This window comes from Flavobacterium gelatinilyticum (genome assembly GCF_027111295.1).
Lineage (GTDB): Bacteria > Bacteroidota > Bacteroidia > Flavobacteriales > Flavobacteriaceae > Flavobacterium > Flavobacterium gelatinilyticum.
The window spans coordinates 4,249,349-4,266,235 of record NZ_CP114287.1 but is presented as its reverse complement, the minus strand read 5'-3'; the positions used below and the strand labels follow the sequence as shown (position 1 = coordinate 4,266,235).

The window sequence follows — 16,887 nt, the reverse complement described above, 5'->3', positions numbered from 1 at the left end:
TTTAAAAATTTACTGTTAGACCAAGTGAAATAGACCTCATTACCCCATATACATTTAAAGACTGTCCATTATTTGTACGGGATCCTAAATTATTTAATCGAGGATCCATTCCTTTTCTAGCTGACCATAGTGCTAAATTTGATCCCATTAAACTAAATTTAGTAGATTGAATTCCCATATTCAAAAGAGCTTCATTCTTAAAATCATAAGTTAAGGATACATCCTGAAGACTTATATAATCCGATTTTGTTAAGAAATAATCTGATGCTGCCATTTGGAAAGTAGATATATGATCAATCCTAGGAATATCTGAATTAGGATTATCAATTGACCATGCCTTAGTAACATCTTTATTATAATTTCTTCCTATATTATCAGATCCGGAATACATTGAAGTTTGATAAACCCCATCATACATATAACCTCCAAACTGATAAGCAAAACTTGCCTGCAAAGTCAGGTTTTTATATCTAACTGATGTTCCAAATCCTCCATAAAAATCTGGATTTGCATCTTTACTACTTAAATACGGGGTTGCATTGGCATATACATTAGTTGTTACTTTACCTATAATATTTCCTGAAGCATCTTTTTGATTCATATACCATAATGCATCACCATTTGTTTTATCTACACCTGCAAATTGTCTTAAATAAAAAGCATAAGCAGGAGCTCCAACCTCGAATCGAAATAAATCATTAGTAAAAGGTTTTGGTAATGCTGTAATTTTATTTTTATAATGTGTAGTATTTACCCAAATATTTAAGTCTAGATTTTCACCTTTCAAAACATCTAATCCTAAATTAACTTCAATACCTTTATTAGACATATCGCCGATATTTTCTGTAAAAAATGATACGCCAGTTGATGGTGAATTAGGACGGTTATAAATCAAATCACTTACATTTCTTTCGAAATATTCTGCTTCAATAGTTAATCTGTCAAACAATTTAAGATCAAAACCAATATTTAAATTTTTAGACTTCTCCCATTTAATTTTGTCATTACCTTGGTACACTGTAAGTACACTGGCATTACCTTCTGCATCAGGTACTACTTCATACTGTGTTTGATAAGCATAATAATTTCTTGAACCTCCAAAATAAGAACGATGGCTAATTTCAGATGTTGAAGGATAATAGATATTATCATTACCTTGTTCTCCATAGCTTCCTTTCAATCTTAAATCATTTATCCATTTAGTCTTAGGAAAAAACGATTCTTTTGACAGTGACCATGCTGCTCCAAGACCATAAAAATTACCCCATCTGTTTTCTGGTGAGAAAACTGAAGATCCGTCTCTTCTAAAACTCCCATTTAAAAAATATTTATTCTGATAGTTATAATTTAGCCTTGAAAAATAGCCTTCAACTTTATACAAATCATTATAACCGTCTAAATAATTATAAACTGTAGCATTACTAACAATATTTAGGTCTGGAATTACAACACCACTTTTCTTTCCTGCAAGCATTTTTGAAGTAAAACTAGATGACTCATGCCCCACTAAAATATCTAGATTATGATTACCAAAAGTCTTTTTCCAAGACAATAATTGTTGGTTTGTTATTGTATAGTCATTTTGTGTAGCGGTACCAATTCTACCGTTAACTCCCATATCATCACCACCTAAACCAGTTGTAGTATTTAAATAATAACCTGACAATAAATCATATCCAAGATTATATCTAAAGTTAAAATCTTTTAAGAAGTCAATAGACACATATCCTCTTGCACCAAATTTATTTTCCTCACTAAGATTCGTATTTAACAAAGTAGTAGCATAAGGATTAATGTTTGATCCAAATGGTCTTTCACCGGATTTATTAAATTCATAAGCTCTGCTGCCATCTTCATTTAAAATAAAATTTCCCTTACCATCTCGCTGCCAAATAGTATAAATTGGAGCAATATTTCTTGACCAATAAAACAAGTTACTATATGTACTTGACGAAACTTGGGAGATTGGAGCATTTTGAGCTGAATTAGCATAATTCAGATTTGTTCCAATTTTCACATTTTTATTAATAGTGTAATCAACATTTGCTCTTACAGTTGCACGTTTAAAATTAGAATTAATCGTATATCCATTATCAGAAAGATACCCTACAGACAAATACGTATTAAGATTATCTGTACTGCTGGATAAACTTAAAAAGTGCTCTATTCTTGTTGCATCTCTAAAAAGATTCTTAGCCCAATCATCATGATATAACAGCTTTGCATTAGGATTTAACTGACCTGTATTAATATCAATAATTTCATTAGGATTCACATTATAATTATTATATCCCAAAGAATAAGTGTCTCCTGTTATTAAATTTTGAGAGGCCGTAATTGCAGCCGCTTTTGGGGTTTGACCTTGAAATATCAAACCATTTCTTATTCTGTTATATACTGCTTTGTAATAATCTCCAGGATCAGTAATCATATCATACTCTGAAACTGCTCTTGTATTAACTCCGACTTTTGTTTCATAGGTAATATTCAATTGCCCTTTTTTACCTTTTTTAGTTGTTATAATTATCACTCCATTTGCTCCCCTGCTGCCATACAACGCATTTGATGATGCATCTTTTAAAAAACTAATAGATTCAATATCTTGTGTTGCAATTGCATTTATATCTCCGGCAAATGGTATACCATCAACAACATATAAAGGTTCATTAGACGAAGAAATTGATCCAATACCTCTAAAACGAACCTGTGGTTTATCCCCCGGCTGTCCTGAATTGGCAGCGATTTGAACACCAGCAACCTTACCCGTTAGAGATTGAACAGCATTTGATGCTTGAGCATTCTCTAATTGTTTAGCATCAATTTTGGCTACCGCTCCCGTGATTTCCTGTTTTTTCTGCGTTCCGAAAGCAACAACCACAACTTCTTCTAATTCCTTACCATCCTCCTGCATTTTCATATTAATTACAGAAGCACTTCCAACTGTTGCAGAGTTATCTTTCATTCCCATATAAGAGAAAATCAAAACATCTCCGGTATTTGCTTTAATAGAATATTTCCCGTCAAAATCTGACTGAACGCCATTATTAGTTCCTTTTACTACAACATTTACACCCGGAACTGGTCCCGAAGCATCCGATACTATTCCTGAAATAGTTCTGCCCTGTGCAAAACTCAGCTGTACTCCGGCCATTAAAAACAGCAGTACAAATCCCACGATTTTTTGTTTCATTATTATTTGTTTTGAATTATACACACTTTAGCATCCATAAGCCAGTTTTTCACTGCCAACTAAGGATAGAATTTGAAGGGGAGAAAAACTCATATTGCAGCAAATAAAAAAACCATCCAGAAAAACTAGACGGTTCGTATCTCGTAAACCTAAAAGAAGGGTTCTTAACCTAAAATGAAAATTTAGGAAAGTATTTTAATTATATCTAAGCTGTTCTATAGCAGAAAAACATAGTCTAAAATTTTTCCAGGAGATATTGTTGCAATATTTTGGGATCTGGTTTGTGGTTGGATATTTTCAGCAAACATAAAACAAATAAAAGTACTTTCCTACAATATATTTCTTAAAAAACCGAAAAATGTCTTATTTTACTACTTTTTACATCTAAAAAAAAGTTAAAAAACAGAAAAGCCGATAGTTAGCAAACTATCGGCTTTGATATTAAAATTCTTTATAAGTTTCTACATTCTTTCCGGAACTTCAATTCCTAACAAGCTAAATGCTGATTTTATAACTTCGGCAACTTTTTGAGAAAGCTGCACTCTGAAAATCTTTTTTGTTAAATCGGCTTCGCCCAAAATGTGAACCGACTGATAGAACGAATTGTACTCTTTTACAAGATCATACGTGTAATTTGCAATTAATGCCGGGCTGTGATTTGACGCCGCATTCTGAATTACTTCAGGGAAAAGTTCGATTTGTTTTACCAGTTCTTTTTCTTTTTCGTGAAGTTCTTCGATATTGGTTTGCGCTGAAAAATCAAAATCGGCTTTACGGATAATAGACTGAATTCTCGCATATGTATACTGAATAAACGGTCCTGTATTTCCGGCAAAATCTACAGATTCTTCCGGATTAAATAAAATACGTTTTTTAGGATCTACTTTTAAAATATAATATTTTAAAGCACCAAGACCAATCGTTTTATACAACTTACCTTTTTCTTCGTCAGAGTAGCTGTCTAATTTTCCTAAATCTTCAGAGATTTGTTTGGCTGTATCAGTCATGTCCTGCATCAAATCATCAGCATCGACTACAGTTCCTTCACGGCTTTTCATTTTTCCGGAAGGCAGATCAACCATTCCGTATGATAAATGATATAAACTAGAAGCCCAGTCAAAACCAAGTTTTTTCAAAATCAGGAATAATACTTTAAAGTGGTAATCCTGCTCATTCCCAACGGTGTAAACCATTCCGCCGACATCCGGCATATCTTTTACACGCTGAATTGCAGTTCCAATATCCTGTGTCATGTAAACCGCAGTTCCATCTGAACGAAGTACAATTTTACGATCTAGTCCCTCATCTGTCAAATCAATCCATACAGAACCGTCCGGATCTTTTTCAAAAACGCCTTTGTCTAGACCAACCTGAACAACATCTTTACCTAATAAATACGTATTGCTTTCGTAGTAATATTTATCAAAATCAACTCCAAGATTGGTATAAGTTGTAGCGAAACCATCATAAACCCATTGGTTCATTTTTTTCCAAAGTGCTATTACAGCCTCATCACCGGCTTCCCATTTTTTTAGCATTTCCTGCGCTTCAATAATAATCGGCGCTTGTTTTTTTGCTTCTTCTTCGGTTTTACCAGATTCTATTAACTGATTAATTTCTGTTTTATAAGCTTTGTCAAACTCAACATAATACTTTCCAACCAATTTATCTCCTTTTAAATCTGAACTTTGAGGTGTTTCTCCTTCTCCAAATTTTTCCCAAGCCAGCATCGATTTACAAATATGAATTCCACGATCGTTGATAATTTGAGTTTTATAAACTTTTTTACCCGAAGCTTTTAAAATTTCGGCAACAGAATATCCTAACAAATTGTTACGAACGTGTCCTAAGTGAAGCGGTTTATTAGTGTTTGGCGAAGAGTACTCAACCATAACTGCTTTATCAGCAGAATTAGGAGATACATAACCAAATTTTTGATTGTCTTTGATATCATTAAAGAAGTTCAGATAATAACTGTCTGAAATTACAATATTCAGGAAACCTGAAACCACATTAAAGCGCGATACGTCAGAAACATTTTCAACCAGATAGGTTCCAATTTTATTTCCTAAATCGGCAGGATTACTTTTAATCACTTTTAATAAAGGAAAAATTACCATTGTAATATCGCCTTCAAACTCCTTTCTGGTAGTCTGAAACTCGATTTTATCAACAGAAACATCAAATAATGCCTGTATTGCTTGTTGTATAGAAGGTGTAAGAATTTGTGATAATGACATGTAAACTTATTTTTAAAGTGAGCAAAGATACTGCTTATTCATCAATTAGAGAAAATGAAAAACATATAAAATCGTACATAACGATTATAATTTCTTAAAAAAAGGATTATTTCAATTGTTAAAATTATCAAAAAATCAAAATGATAATTCCTTATAACACAAGGCATCGCAAAAAATCAGAAAGTTTTTTATCTTTTTCTTGTAACATAACCCTAACAGAAGAGTCTTAATAAGAACTTTAAATTCTATTTGAAGCCTGTCAGGAAATAAAAAAACAAAAACAATATCATCATCAATCAAAAAAAAACAAAAAACAAGTTATGAAATTAAAATTCTTTCTGTTCGCATTATTGGGGGTAATTGCGACAGTCCAGGGACAGAACTCAGGATCTGTCACTGGAAAAATTATCGAAAAATCAAACAGCGCGCCTATTTCGTACGCGACAGTTTCCCTTAAAGAAAACGGAAAACAAGTTGCAGCTGTAAATACCGATGACAATGGTGATTTTTCATTTAAAAATATTGCTTTAAAAAGTTATACCATCGAAATACAATACATTGGATTTAGAAAATATGTTGGGTCTGTAATTTTAAATGATAATAAAAAAGCAGCAACTTTAAATGTTTCTCTTGAAGAAGAAGCTACCCAATTAAAAGGTGTAAACATTGTCGCAGAACGTTCAACAATCGAACAAAAAATAGACAGAAAAGTCGTGAATGTTGGTAAAGATTTGACAACGGCAGGAGCTTCGGCATCGGATATTATGAATAATATTCCATCTGTAAATGTAGATCAGGACGGAAAACTTTCGCTTCGCGGAAATGATAATGTGCGTGTATTAATCGACGGGCGTCCTTCTAACATTGATCCTGCGCAATTATTGAAACAAATTCCATCAACTTCGATCAAAAAAATTGAGCTGATTACTAATCCAAGCGCTAAATACAACCCGGAAGGAATGTCGGGAATCATCAATATCATTCTGCACAAAAATGCAAATACCGGTTTTAACGGAAGTTACAGCGGCGGAATCACTTTTGGAGAAACGGCAAAATACAATCAGTCTCTGGATTTGAACTACAAAACAGGAAAAGTTAACTTTTTTGGGAATGGCGGAAATAATTTCGGGAAATATTTCAATGATGGTTTTATAACCAAATCAGATCAAAGCATTGTTCAAAAAATTGACGTAACAAATGACGATGATTCTTATTTGTACAAAATTGGAATGGATTATTTAATTGATGATCGTAATACAATTTCGATCTATACCAATCAAAATAAATCGACCGGACTTGGATTTGTAAACACTGATATTGATTACAAGGATTCTCCTGAAAACATTCTGAATGTATACCAAAAATCAAGGTATCAGGGTCCAAGTAAAACCGGAACTTACAATTTAGCTTACAAGCACATTTTCAAGAAAGAAGGTCATACTCTGGATTTCGAAGGAAATTACAGTGATACTAAAGAAACGCAAAATGCTGATTTTGATACAAAAACAACATTTACAAATAACACAAACAGTTCATCACTTTATAACGATTTTATAAAGATGGACAGAAAATTAAGCACGTTTAATGTTGATTATGTAAATCCGTTAAACGAAAAAACCACTCTGGAAGCCGGAGCTGAAGCCAGATTAACGAGAACAGATAATGATTACAACAGGGTAAATCCTCAAAATGCATTAGAGAATCAAACTTCAAGCTATGCATATGATACTGATATTTATTCTGCTTACGTAACTTTTGGTCAAAAATTCACCAAATTCAGTTATCAAGTAGGAGCTCGTTTTGAAAGCTACAAAATGCAGGCAAATTTAAATCAGGAGCAAACTTTGTACGATGATGATTATCTTACTTTATACCCTTCTGCTTATTTGACCTATAATTTAAATGAGAAAAACACTTTACAATTCAGCTACAGCCGTCGTGTTGACCGTCCTAGTATAGAACAGACAAAACCAATTCGTGAGTTTTCTACTCCATTGGTAACTTCTTACGGAAATCCCGACCTAAGACCGCAGTTTACCAATTCTGTAGAAGTAAATTATACCAAAACACTTGAAAAAGGAAGCTTTACAGCCGGTATTTTCGTGAGAAGTATTAATGATCAGATAAGCCGAATTTTGTATCCGGATAACACAGATACAAGTGGAAATAAACAAATTATGTCTTTTACAAACTTTGATCATAATACAGCTTATGGATTTGAAGTATCGATGAATTATAAAATTACAAAATGGTGGGATATCCAGCCGTCTATTGATTTTTCGAGTATAAATCAGGCAGGAATTGTATCTAAACTTGACGAGAAAACTAATAAAAGTATCGCAGAAGAAAGAAAAGTTACTGTTGCTGCATTTAATGGACGTATGAACTCAAACTTCAAAGTAAACAAACGTTTAAGCTTCCTGCTTTTTGGATTTTACAGAGGTCCTGTTGACGGAGTTCAAAATAATAGCCATGAAATGTACAAAATGGACATTGGTTCGCGTTATACATTGTTAGACAACAAGATGAACATCAGCGTTCGTTTCAACGATGTGTTCAATACGATGAAATATGCTTTCGACACAATGTATCCTTATCCGCAGACCGGGCAGTTTACATGGGAAAGCCAGACGGTGTATCTAGGTTTAACATATAACTTTGGCGGTGCAAAAATTAAAAATTTACAGCGCAAACAAAGAGACGATAATACTAATAAAGGCGGAGGCGGCATGTTTTAACCTCACCTTTAAAGATTACATTTTAATATTTTTGAATAATTCTTGTAGAAAAAAAGCCTGAAGTTTGCCAGCTTCAGGCTTTTTTATGTTCCGGAATCTTATAAAAAATTCCTGAGTTCTTTTATTTCTTCGGGATTTGCTGTTTCTGAATCGTCTGTTATGGCAGATGAATGATAAAAAGTCAGATCCAGCTTTTCCTGCAGCAATTTAATATTTGAAGACCGCAAGCCTCCTCCCGGCATAATTTCGATTCGGTCTCCTGCCAGTTCCTGAAGCCTTTCTAATGCCCAGATTCCTTCGGTAACATTTACACCTTGTCCTGAAGTCAGGATGGTTTTAAAACCGCATTTGATTACATCTTCTAGTGATTTCTCAGGATTTTTAACCACATCAAAGGCGCGATGAAATGTACAGGATAATGGATAAGCCAAATGCACCAATTCCTTATTTTGTTTTTTATTGATTTTTCCGTTTTCTTTTAAAATTCCAAAAACAAACCCATCAACTCCCAGTTTCTTATATTGTTTGATGTCCTGTTTCATTTCTGTAAGCTCTTCATCAGAATAAACAAAATCACCGCCGCGAGGCCTTATGATAACATGCATTTTTATTTTTACGCTTTCGCGGACTTTTACCACCAAAATAGAATTGGGTGTTGTACCTCCCAGTTTCATATTCTCGCACAATTCAATTCGGTCTGCTCCGTTCTCCTCGGCAATCAATGCCGATTCATAATTAAAGCAGGCTATTTCTAATTGATTTTTTTTCATTTTACAGAATCATTATTCATAATTATCATTCGGTTGAATGAGAAATCCGGACGTGTTTTTCAAATTGTCCGTCCATATAATTTTGACACTTTCCGCACAAATATTATACCACGAAAGTATAAAAAAACCTGCTCCAAACGAAGCAGGCTTACATATAATGCAAGATGAATTAATTTACCATTTGATGATAGCACTTGCCCAGGTAAAGCCGCTTCCAAAAGCAGCCAGAACAACTGTATCTCCTGATTTAATTTTGCCTTCTTCCCATGCTTCAGTTAAAGCAATCGGAATAGAAGCTGCCGTTGTGTTTCCGTATTTCTGAATATTATTATGAACCTGATCATCTGTCAGTTTAAATTTATTCTGAATGAACTGTGAGATTCTTAAATTTGCCTGATGCGGAATCAGCATATCAATATCCGAAACCTGAAGACCGTTTGCTTCTAATCCTTCGTTGATAACTTCTGCAAAACGAACTACTGCATTTTTAAATACAAATTGTCCGTTCATATAAGGATAGTAACTTTCGTCGTTCGGATCATTATCGGCAAGAATATCCGTTACCCAGCGTGCACCCATTCCCGGTGCCTGCAAAGCTAACTCTTCGGCATGCTGCCCTTCAGAGTGCAAGTGTGTAGACAAGATTCCTTTTGTCAAATCTTCTTCACGGCTTAAAACGGCCGCTCCCGCTCCGTCTCCAAAAATTACCGAGACACCTCGTCCGCGAGTGGTCATATCCAGTCCGGTTGAGTGAACTTCTGAACCTATTACCAGAACATTTTTATACATACCGGTTTTAATATACTGATCGGCAACAGAAAGCGCATAAACAAAACCAGAACACTGATTTCTAACATCTAAAGCCCCAACTGTTTTTAATCCTAAATCACGCTGTACCAAAACTCCCGGTCCAGGAAAATAGTAATCCGGACTTAGTGTAGCAAAAACTACAAAATCAATATCTTCTTTGGCAACACCGGAGCGTTCGATTGCAATTTTAGCTGCTTTAACTCCCATAGAAGTTGTCGTATCCTCTCCGCGAATAATATGTCTTCTCTCCTGAATTCCGGTTCTTTCCTGAATCCATTCGTCATTGGTATCCATAATCTTCGACAAATCATCGTTTGTCACAACATTTGAAGGAACATAATATCCTAAGCCTGCTATTTTTGAATGATACATATGTACTTTATTTTATTTAAAAATTTTAGAATGCAAATTTAAGTATACTTTAAAATATTAGAGTACAAATTACTCTTTTTTTCGTAATTATCAATTTAATATACTTTAATTATAAGACTATTTAAAATCATTTGCTTTTTGAAAAAGCAGATTTTAAGGTAAAATGATGAAAAAAATTAAAATTAACCCGAATAAGAAACAAAACGGTTACTAAAGAATAATTTCCTTTTCCGGATGCTGTATTTAAAAACAAACCCGATAGTAAATTCTATCGGGTTTTATTTTATAAATAATTCAGAGCAAGAAATATTTCCTGTTCTAAAGGAAGATCAATTTCACTTTCAAAAAAGATCAGCTGTCTTTTATATACCGTTTCAACCAAATAATGACTTCCTCTAAAATAAGTTCTTCTTATTTTTACCGGAAGCCCGGATTCGGCAACCATTTTAAACTGATGCGGATATACTAACGTTTTATGTGTCTGATCTTCGTACGGAAGTAATAAATGAGTTGGCACTTCATTCACTTCTCCAAATAAAGAAGCAACATATTTTATTTTGGGATCTTCATATATTTTGGCAGGATTATCTTTTATAATAACTTCTCCATGGCGCATTACAATTGTTTCATCTGCAAAAGACAAGGCATCTGTACTATCATGAGTAGCAATAATACAAGTGATTCTTTTTTGCTTCAGATAACGGAATAAATTTCTTCGCAACGCATTTTTTCTAAAAGCATCAATCTGGCTGAAAGGTTCATCAAGCAGAATCACTTCGGGCTCGAGTGCCAAAACCCTTACTAAAGCGACTCTTTGCTGTTGTCCCCCGCTTAAAAATTTAGCTTTTACGTTAGAAAATTGTTCCATTTCGACCATTTCCAATAATTCCTGCACGCGAAGTTTTTTCATATTCGCAAAACCATTCGAAAGAAACTTCCCAACATTTTCGGCTACGGTTTCATACGGCGACAAATCAAAATCCTGCGCCAGATACTTCATATAGGGCATTCCGGGAATCAAATTGTATTTTGGTCCCAGAATTGGTTTTTCGTTATAAAATATTTTACCCTCATCCAGATCGAACAATCCGTATATAAGTTTTAAGAGCGTACTCTTACCACAGCCGCTCTCGCCTATAATGGCAATATTCTCACCTTTATTGATGGTAAATGAAACGTTGTTTATAACCGGTGTATCCGTGTATGAAAAGGATATATTTTGAATGTCAAGCATGAGTTATATTTGAAAGTTCAAATTTACAATGTTATTTCTAAAGTAAAAAAAAAAGCTGCTTCATAATTGAAACAGCTTTTTTGGTATTTTATTTTACCGTAAATTATTTTCCGGCTTCTGCTTTCGCATCGTTAACCATTTTGTCATTTGCTGTAATAGAAAACTCAACACGACGGTTTTGAGCTCTTCCTTCCGGAGTATCGTTTGTTGCAATTGGATCTGCAATACCTAAACCTGAAGTTTTAAAACGGCTTGATTTTAATCCTTTTGACACCAAATACGCTTGTACAGATGCAGCTCTCTGTCCTGAAAGTGTTAAGTTATATTCTGGTTTTCCTGTACTGTCAGTATATCCAAAAATCTGAATATCAGTATCTCCGTACTCATTAAATACAGGAACTAATTTATCTAAGTTTGCTTTTGCCTGAGTAGTCAATGTTGATTTGTTAGTATCAAAACGAACAGAGTTTTCATTTAATGTTAAGTGAATTCCCTCTCCAACTCTCTCTACAGATGCACCTGGCAGAGCCTGATCGATCTGACGTGCCTGTTTGTCCATTTTGTTTCCAATAAGTGCTCCGGTTCCACCACCTACGGCAGCTCCAATTGCAGCACCAAGGGCAGCGTTTCCGCCTTTTCCTAAATTATTACCAAGAACGGCTCCAATAACACCTCCTGCAACAGCACCAATTCCGGCTCCTTTTTGTGTGTTATTAGCATTTTTTACTGAATCACAGCTTGCAAAAAAACTAACTAATACAAGTAAACTACTTAAACCTAAAACTGTTATCTTTTTCATTTTTATCTTTTTTTAATATTAATTAGCTCTTTGAAATTGGTAAGTAACATCTTTTACCTGTCCGCCCACATTTATATTGTCAATTAACTGGAAAGAACTCTCAGTTAAATTAGCTACTTTTAATAAATATCCTTCTCTTACATTTTTTGATTTTGTTCCTGCTTCAACAATTTTAAGAACAAAAAGTCCCTGATTGTTGATACTCCATACAATTGGAGAAGTAAATCCTGTGCAACTTGGAGCTGTTAAACTCATTGTACCTTTATTATTATTTGAAATAAAATTCCAGGTACTTCCAATAAAACATTTAGAATCTGCAATATCAAATGAGTTTACTTTGATATAATCAGAACCCGGATATGATACGTTTGTAAGTATCCAATTCCCTTTGATTGCTACCTGAGTAGGTCTGTCAAGTTTAGTTGATAGCGTAGGCGCTTCTGTTGAAGCTGTTGACGAAGCAGATTTACACGCAAAAAACATCACGGAAACCATGCAAATGAAAATTATCTTCTTCATTTTGTTCATTTTATTTAAGTTAATACTTACACGTTTAACAATTATTAGACCACAAATATACGATTCATTAACAAAATTTATCTTTTAGAATCTATTTATTTTCTTTCAAAATTAACATTTCCGACATTTTGTCATTCAAAAACAATTGGTATTCTATTTGAATAAATGAAAATCATCACATTAAATAAAAAATAAAAAAATATGGCAACAGGTAAAATTAATGTTTCAGTAGAGAACATTTTTCCTTTAATCAAAAAGTTCTTATACAGCGACCACGAAATTTTCTTAAGAGAGCTTGTTTCTAACGGAACCGATGCTACTTTAAAATTAAAACATCTTATCAGCATTGGCGAAGCTAAAGTAGAATACGGAAACCCTATTATTGAGGTAAAAGTGGATAAAGAAGGGAAAAAAATCCACATTATCGATCAGGGTCTTGGAATGACAGCCGATGAAGTTGAAAAATACATTAATCAGGTAGCCTTTTCAGGTGCCGAGGAATTTTTGGACAAATACAAAGATTCTGCTAAGGACTCTGGAATCATCGGACACTTTGGGCTTGGTTTTTACTCTGCTTTTATGGTAGCTGAAAAAGTTGAAATTTTCACAAAATCATACAAAGATGAGCCTGCGGCACACTGGACATGTGACGGAAGTCCTGAGTTTACTCTTGAACCATCTGACAAAACTTCACGCGGTACAGAAATCGTACTTCATGTTGCGGAAGATTCTCTTGAATTTTTAGACGATTCAAAAATCAGCGGTTTATTGAATAAGTATAACAAGTTTATGCCTATTCCAATTAAATTCGGAACAAGAACAGAAACACTTCCAAAACCGGAAGATGCTCCTGAAGATTACGTGAATGAAACAGTTGAGACTGACAATATCATAAACAACCCAAATCCGGCGTGGACAAAACAGCCTTCTGAATTATCTGACGAAGATTACAAAAACTTCTACAGAGAATTGTACCCAATGCAGTTCGAAGAGCCTTTGTTCAACATTCATTTAAATGTAGATTACCCTTTTAACTTAACCGGAATTTTGTATTTCCCAAAATTGGGGACAGATATGCAGATCCAGAAAGATAAAATTCAATTGTACCAAAACCAGGTTTACGTTACAGATAACGTAGAAGGAATCGTACCTGAATTTTTGACGATGTTAAAAGGTGTTATTGATTCTCCGGATATTCCTTTAAATGTTTCTCGTTCAGGCTTACAGGCAGATGGTGCAGTTAAGAAAATTTCTAACTACATTACTCGTAAAGTAGCAGATAAGTTGAAATCTTTATTCAACGAAAACCGTGCTGATTTTGAAGCAAAATGGAATGATATTAAAATCGTTTTAGAGTACGGAATGCTTTCTGAAGATAAATTCTACGAAAAAGCCGGTGCATTTGTACTATACCCAACGGTAGATAATACGTATTTTACATTAGAAGAATTAAAAGAAAAACTAAAAGAGAATCAAACTGATAAAGATGGTAAACTGGTTGTTCTTTATGCAGGAAACAAAGAAGAACAGCACTCTTACATTCAGACAGCAAAAGACAAAGGTTACGAAGTATTGCTTTTAGATTCTCCAATTATTTCGCACTTAATTCAGAAAATCGAAAACGATAATAAAGACCTGACTTTTGTACGTGTAGATTCTGATCACATTGATAACCTGATCAAAAAAGACGAAAACACGATTTCAAAATTATCTGATGAAGAAAAAGAAACTCTTAAAACTTCATTAGAAGCTTACATTCCTAAAGCGTACAGCGTACAGCTTGAAGCTATGGATTCTCAGGCAGCACCGTTCATTATTACACAGCCGGAATTTATGCGAAGAATGAAAGAAATGAGCCAGACTGGCGGAGGCGGTATGTTCGGAATGGGTAATATGCCTGAAATGTACAATTTAGTAGTAAACACTAACTCTGATTTGGCTTCTAGCATTTTAAATACCGAAGACAAAACGCATCAGGAACATTTGGTAAAACAAGCTTTAGATTTAGCTAAATTATCTCAAAACCTTTTAAAAGGTGAAGCACTTACTGCTTTTGTAAAAAGAAGTTTTGAAATGATTAAATAATCATTCGGAAATATTTTAAAAGAATCCCGCAGATTAAATTTTGCGGGATTTTTTTTGTTTCCTTCGAAGACACGAAAGCACAAAGTTTTTTAAACTGATTTATTTTATTTTTCTCTAATTTCAGAATAAACATTCGTATTAATTGATAAACGAAAAACTTAAATTACGGATAATCAACAACTGAACCTTATAAAATTTATTTGTGGATTATTATTTTTCATTACATTTGACTGCCTTATTTTCTAATCTTAAACCAAAATACCACTATGAAAAAAACAATTATTACACTGGCATTTCTTTGTTTTTCGGCACTTTTATATGTTTCTTGTTCCAGTAATGACGACGAAATTATTACTCAAATGGACACAGCCGGAGTTGGAGCTTCAGTACTAATCGATGCTGTAAATGAGCTTGATCTTAAAACCGGATTATCTGTAAGTGTTTCGAACCAGACTGCAAAGCCATCAGAAACCGGTCCGGCAATTTGTCTTACCGTTTCGACCGAAACACCAAATGAAACGGCTTATCCAAAAATTATTACTGTCGATTTTGGGTCAGGATGCACCAGCGGCCTGATTACAAGAAAAGGAAAACTAAGAGTAACCCTTACAGGTTCTGTAATTGAAACAGGAAGTAAAATGACTATTGAAAGAATCAATTATTCCATAAACGGGCTTTTACTGGAAGGAACTATAGAATATACTAACACAACAAGCATAGCCACAATCCCGCAATGGACCACAAAAGTTACCAACGGAAAACTTACCGATAAAATGGGTCGTGTATTTTTAAACTCCGGCATACATACTATAAAACAAACTGCCGGTGTAGACACTCCTTTTATTTTAGATGACAATATTTACGAAATGCCCGAAGGCAATCATTCTGTAATAACAGATAAAGGCATCACACTTACCCTTACAGTTCAGGAAACATTGATCAAAAAATACTCCTGCGAATACATTTCTAAAGGAAAATTAAAAATTCAGGGCGGCGATTTAAACGGCGTAGTAGATTACGGAAATAACGAATGCGATACCCGATATATCTATACACACGAAAGTGGCACAAGCTACGAATTGGCAATGTAACCCTTTCATTTTTAAAAAAGTATGCAAATCCCAATTTAGAAATAGATTGGGTTTTTATTTTTTGTAAAAAATAAACAGCAGCTTATTTACATTCAAACTATTTTCTTTATTTTGCAGCAAAATCCAATAAACTAATGAAAAAATCACTTATTGCCTTTGTTACTCTTGCAATACTTGCATCTTGCAGCAAAAAAGAATCAACGGACGGCTTACACATTACCGGAAATATAAAAGGCTTAAAAACCGGAACTTTATATATCCAGAGAGTTGTTGATACTTCTCTTGTTGCTATTGATAGTATTAAAATCGACGGAAATTCTGCTTTTGAAAGAACTATTAAATTAGATTCTCCAGAAATGCTTTATTTATTCCTTGATCGCGGGGTAACCAATTCTCTTGACAATAATATTTTATTTTTTGCTGAGCCGGGCAATATCAATATCGAAACCAATCTGGATAATTTCATTACAGGTGCAAAAATTACAGGTTCTAAAAATCAGGAATTATACGAAGAATATAAAAAAGTAAATTCTCGTTTTATAGATGAAAACCTGACAATGGTTGAAGCCAGATTTAAAGCCATTAAAAGACAGGATCAAAAAACAATTGACAGCATTGATGCAAAACAGCAGTCAAATATTAAAAGGAAATATTTATACGCCACCAACTTTGCTCTTAACAATAAAGATCACGAAGTAGCACCTTATATTGCTTTGGCAGAGATTTACGACATCAATATTAAATTTCTTGATACAATTCAGAAATCAATGACTCCAAAAGTAGCGCAGTCATTTTACGGAAAGAAGCTGACAAAATATGTAGCCGAAATCAAAAAACAAGAACAACAAGCAGCACCAACTGCTGCAGAATAAAACAAAAACGTCCTGAAATTCAGGACGTTTTTTTATACTTATTTGTTCATTAACTTTTCTAAATACTCCACTTTGTCTTTCTCGGCCTAAACCAAACGTTCATAAAGTTCTACAACTTTATCAAGTGGGTTAATAGTAAGATAAGTAAAAAACGTTCTGAAAATTCA

Annotated in this window: 11 protein-coding genes; 4 read left to right on the top strand and 7 right to left on the bottom strand. The window is 33.9% G+C overall.

Annotation, left to right across the window (positions count from 1 at the left end; genetic code table 11):
- Position 1 precedes the first annotated feature (1 nt).
- Positions 2-3,190 carry a SusC/RagA family TonB-linked outer membrane protein gene (locus tag OZP11_RS18295; protein ID WP_281231951.1) on the bottom strand — a complete coding sequence of 1,063 codons (3,189 nt, stop codon included), beginning with the start codon at positions 3,188-3,190 and terminating at the stop codon, positions 2-4.
- A gap of 461 nt (positions 3,191-3,651) precedes the next feature.
- On the bottom strand, positions 3,652-5,430 hold the full coding sequence (gene argS, locus OZP11_RS18290) for an arginine--tRNA ligase (RefSeq protein WP_281231950.1): 1,779 nt from the start codon (positions 5,428-5,430) through the stop codon (positions 3,652-3,654).
- 320 nt (positions 5,431-5,750) lie between these two features.
- On the opposite strand from argS, the gene OZP11_RS18285 reads away from it, so the two are divergent.
- Positions 5,751-8,168, top strand: a complete 2,418-nt coding sequence (locus tag OZP11_RS18285; protein WP_281231949.1) for a TonB-dependent receptor — start codon at positions 5,751-5,753, stop codon at positions 8,166-8,168.
- 98 nt (positions 8,169-8,266) lie between these two features.
- On the opposite strand, the gene OZP11_RS18280 is transcribed toward OZP11_RS18285, so the two are convergent.
- The 5 genes from OZP11_RS18280 to OZP11_RS18260 all read right to left on the bottom strand — a co-directional run bounded on the left by OZP11_RS18280 (position 8,267) and on the right by OZP11_RS18260 (position 12,672).
- Positions 8,267-8,938 carry a copper homeostasis protein CutC gene (locus OZP11_RS18280; protein WP_281231948.1) on the bottom strand — a complete coding sequence of 224 codons (672 nt, stop codon included), beginning with the start codon at positions 8,936-8,938 and terminating at the stop codon, positions 8,267-8,269.
- 174 nt (positions 8,939-9,112) lie between these two features.
- On the bottom strand, positions 9,113-10,120 hold the full coding sequence (locus OZP11_RS18275) for a 3-oxoacyl-ACP synthase III family protein (RefSeq protein WP_281231947.1): 1,008 nt from the start codon (positions 10,118-10,120) through the stop codon (positions 9,113-9,115).
- Between the two features lie 283 nt (positions 10,121-10,403).
- Positions 10,404-11,354, bottom strand: coding sequence for an ABC transporter ATP-binding protein (locus OZP11_RS18270; RefSeq protein WP_281231946.1), 951 nt, complete (start codon positions 11,352-11,354; stop codon positions 10,404-10,406).
- A 103-nt stretch (positions 11,355-11,457) separates the two neighbouring features.
- Positions 11,458-12,153, bottom strand: coding sequence for a YiaD family glycine zipper/OmpA-like lipoprotein (locus tag OZP11_RS18265; RefSeq protein ID WP_281231945.1), 696 nt, complete (start codon positions 12,151-12,153; stop codon positions 11,458-11,460).
- An 18-nt stretch (positions 12,154-12,171) separates the two neighbouring features.
- A complete protein-coding gene (locus OZP11_RS18260) occupies positions 12,172-12,672 on the bottom strand; it encodes a lipocalin family protein (protein WP_281231944.1) in 501 nt (166 codons plus the stop codon).
- A gap of 201 nt (positions 12,673-12,873) precedes the next feature.
- Between OZP11_RS18260 and htpG the strand changes: the two genes are divergently transcribed.
- The 3 genes from htpG to OZP11_RS18245 all read left to right on the top strand — a co-directional run bounded on the left by htpG (position 12,874) and on the right by OZP11_RS18245 (position 16,720).
- Positions 12,874-14,757, top strand: coding sequence for a molecular chaperone HtpG (gene htpG / locus OZP11_RS18255; protein WP_281231943.1), 1,884 nt, complete (start codon positions 12,874-12,876; stop codon positions 14,755-14,757).
- 266 nt (positions 14,758-15,023) lie between these two features.
- Positions 15,024-15,848 (top strand): hypothetical protein, encoded by an 825-nt coding sequence (locus OZP11_RS18250; protein WP_281231942.1) that lies wholly within the window; start codon positions 15,024-15,026, stop codon positions 15,846-15,848.
- A 134-nt stretch (positions 15,849-15,982) separates the two neighbouring features.
- Positions 15,983-16,720: a DUF4369 domain-containing protein gene (locus OZP11_RS18245; RefSeq protein WP_281231941.1), complete on the top strand. Its 738-nt coding sequence runs from the start codon at positions 15,983-15,985 to the stop codon at positions 16,718-16,720.
- Positions 16,721-16,887 lie beyond the last annotated feature (167 nt).

Bases quoted from the DNA above. Each gene is read 5' to 3' on its own strand.
- OZP11_RS18280 (WP_281231948.1), bottom strand. From the start codon at position 8,938: ATGAAAAAAAATCAATTAGAAATAGCCTGCTTTAATTATGAATCGGCA.
- argS (WP_281231950.1), bottom strand. From the start codon at position 5,430: ATGTCATTATCACAAATTCTTACACCTTCTATACAACAAGCAATACAG.
- OZP11_RS18260 (WP_281231944.1), bottom strand. From the start codon at position 12,672: ATGAAGAAGATAATTTTCATTTGCATGGTTTCCGTGATGTTTTTTGCG.
- OZP11_RS18270 (WP_281231946.1), bottom strand. From the start codon at position 11,354: ATGCTTGACATTCAAAATATATCCTTTTCATACACGGATACACCGGTT.
- htpG (WP_281231943.1), top strand. From the start codon at position 12,874: ATGGCAACAGGTAAAATTAATGTTTCAGTAGAGAACATTTTTCCTTTA.
- OZP11_RS18275 (WP_281231947.1), bottom strand. From the start codon at position 10,120: ATGTATCATTCAAAAATAGCAGGCTTAGGATATTATGTTCCTTCAAAT.
- OZP11_RS18250 (WP_281231942.1), top strand. From the start codon at position 15,024: ATGAAAAAAACAATTATTACACTGGCATTTCTTTGTTTTTCGGCACTT.
- OZP11_RS18265 (WP_281231945.1), bottom strand. From the start codon at position 12,153: ATGAAAAAGATAACAGTTTTAGGTTTAAGTAGTTTACTTGTATTAGTT.
- OZP11_RS18285 (WP_281231949.1), top strand. From the start codon at position 5,751: ATGAAATTAAAATTCTTTCTGTTCGCATTATTGGGGGTAATTGCGACA.
- OZP11_RS18295 (WP_281231951.1), bottom strand. From the start codon at position 3,190: ATGAAACAAAAAATCGTGGGATTTGTACTGCTGTTTTTAATGGCCGGA.
- OZP11_RS18245 (WP_281231941.1), top strand. From the start codon at position 15,983: ATGAAAAAATCACTTATTGCCTTTGTTACTCTTGCAATACTTGCATCT.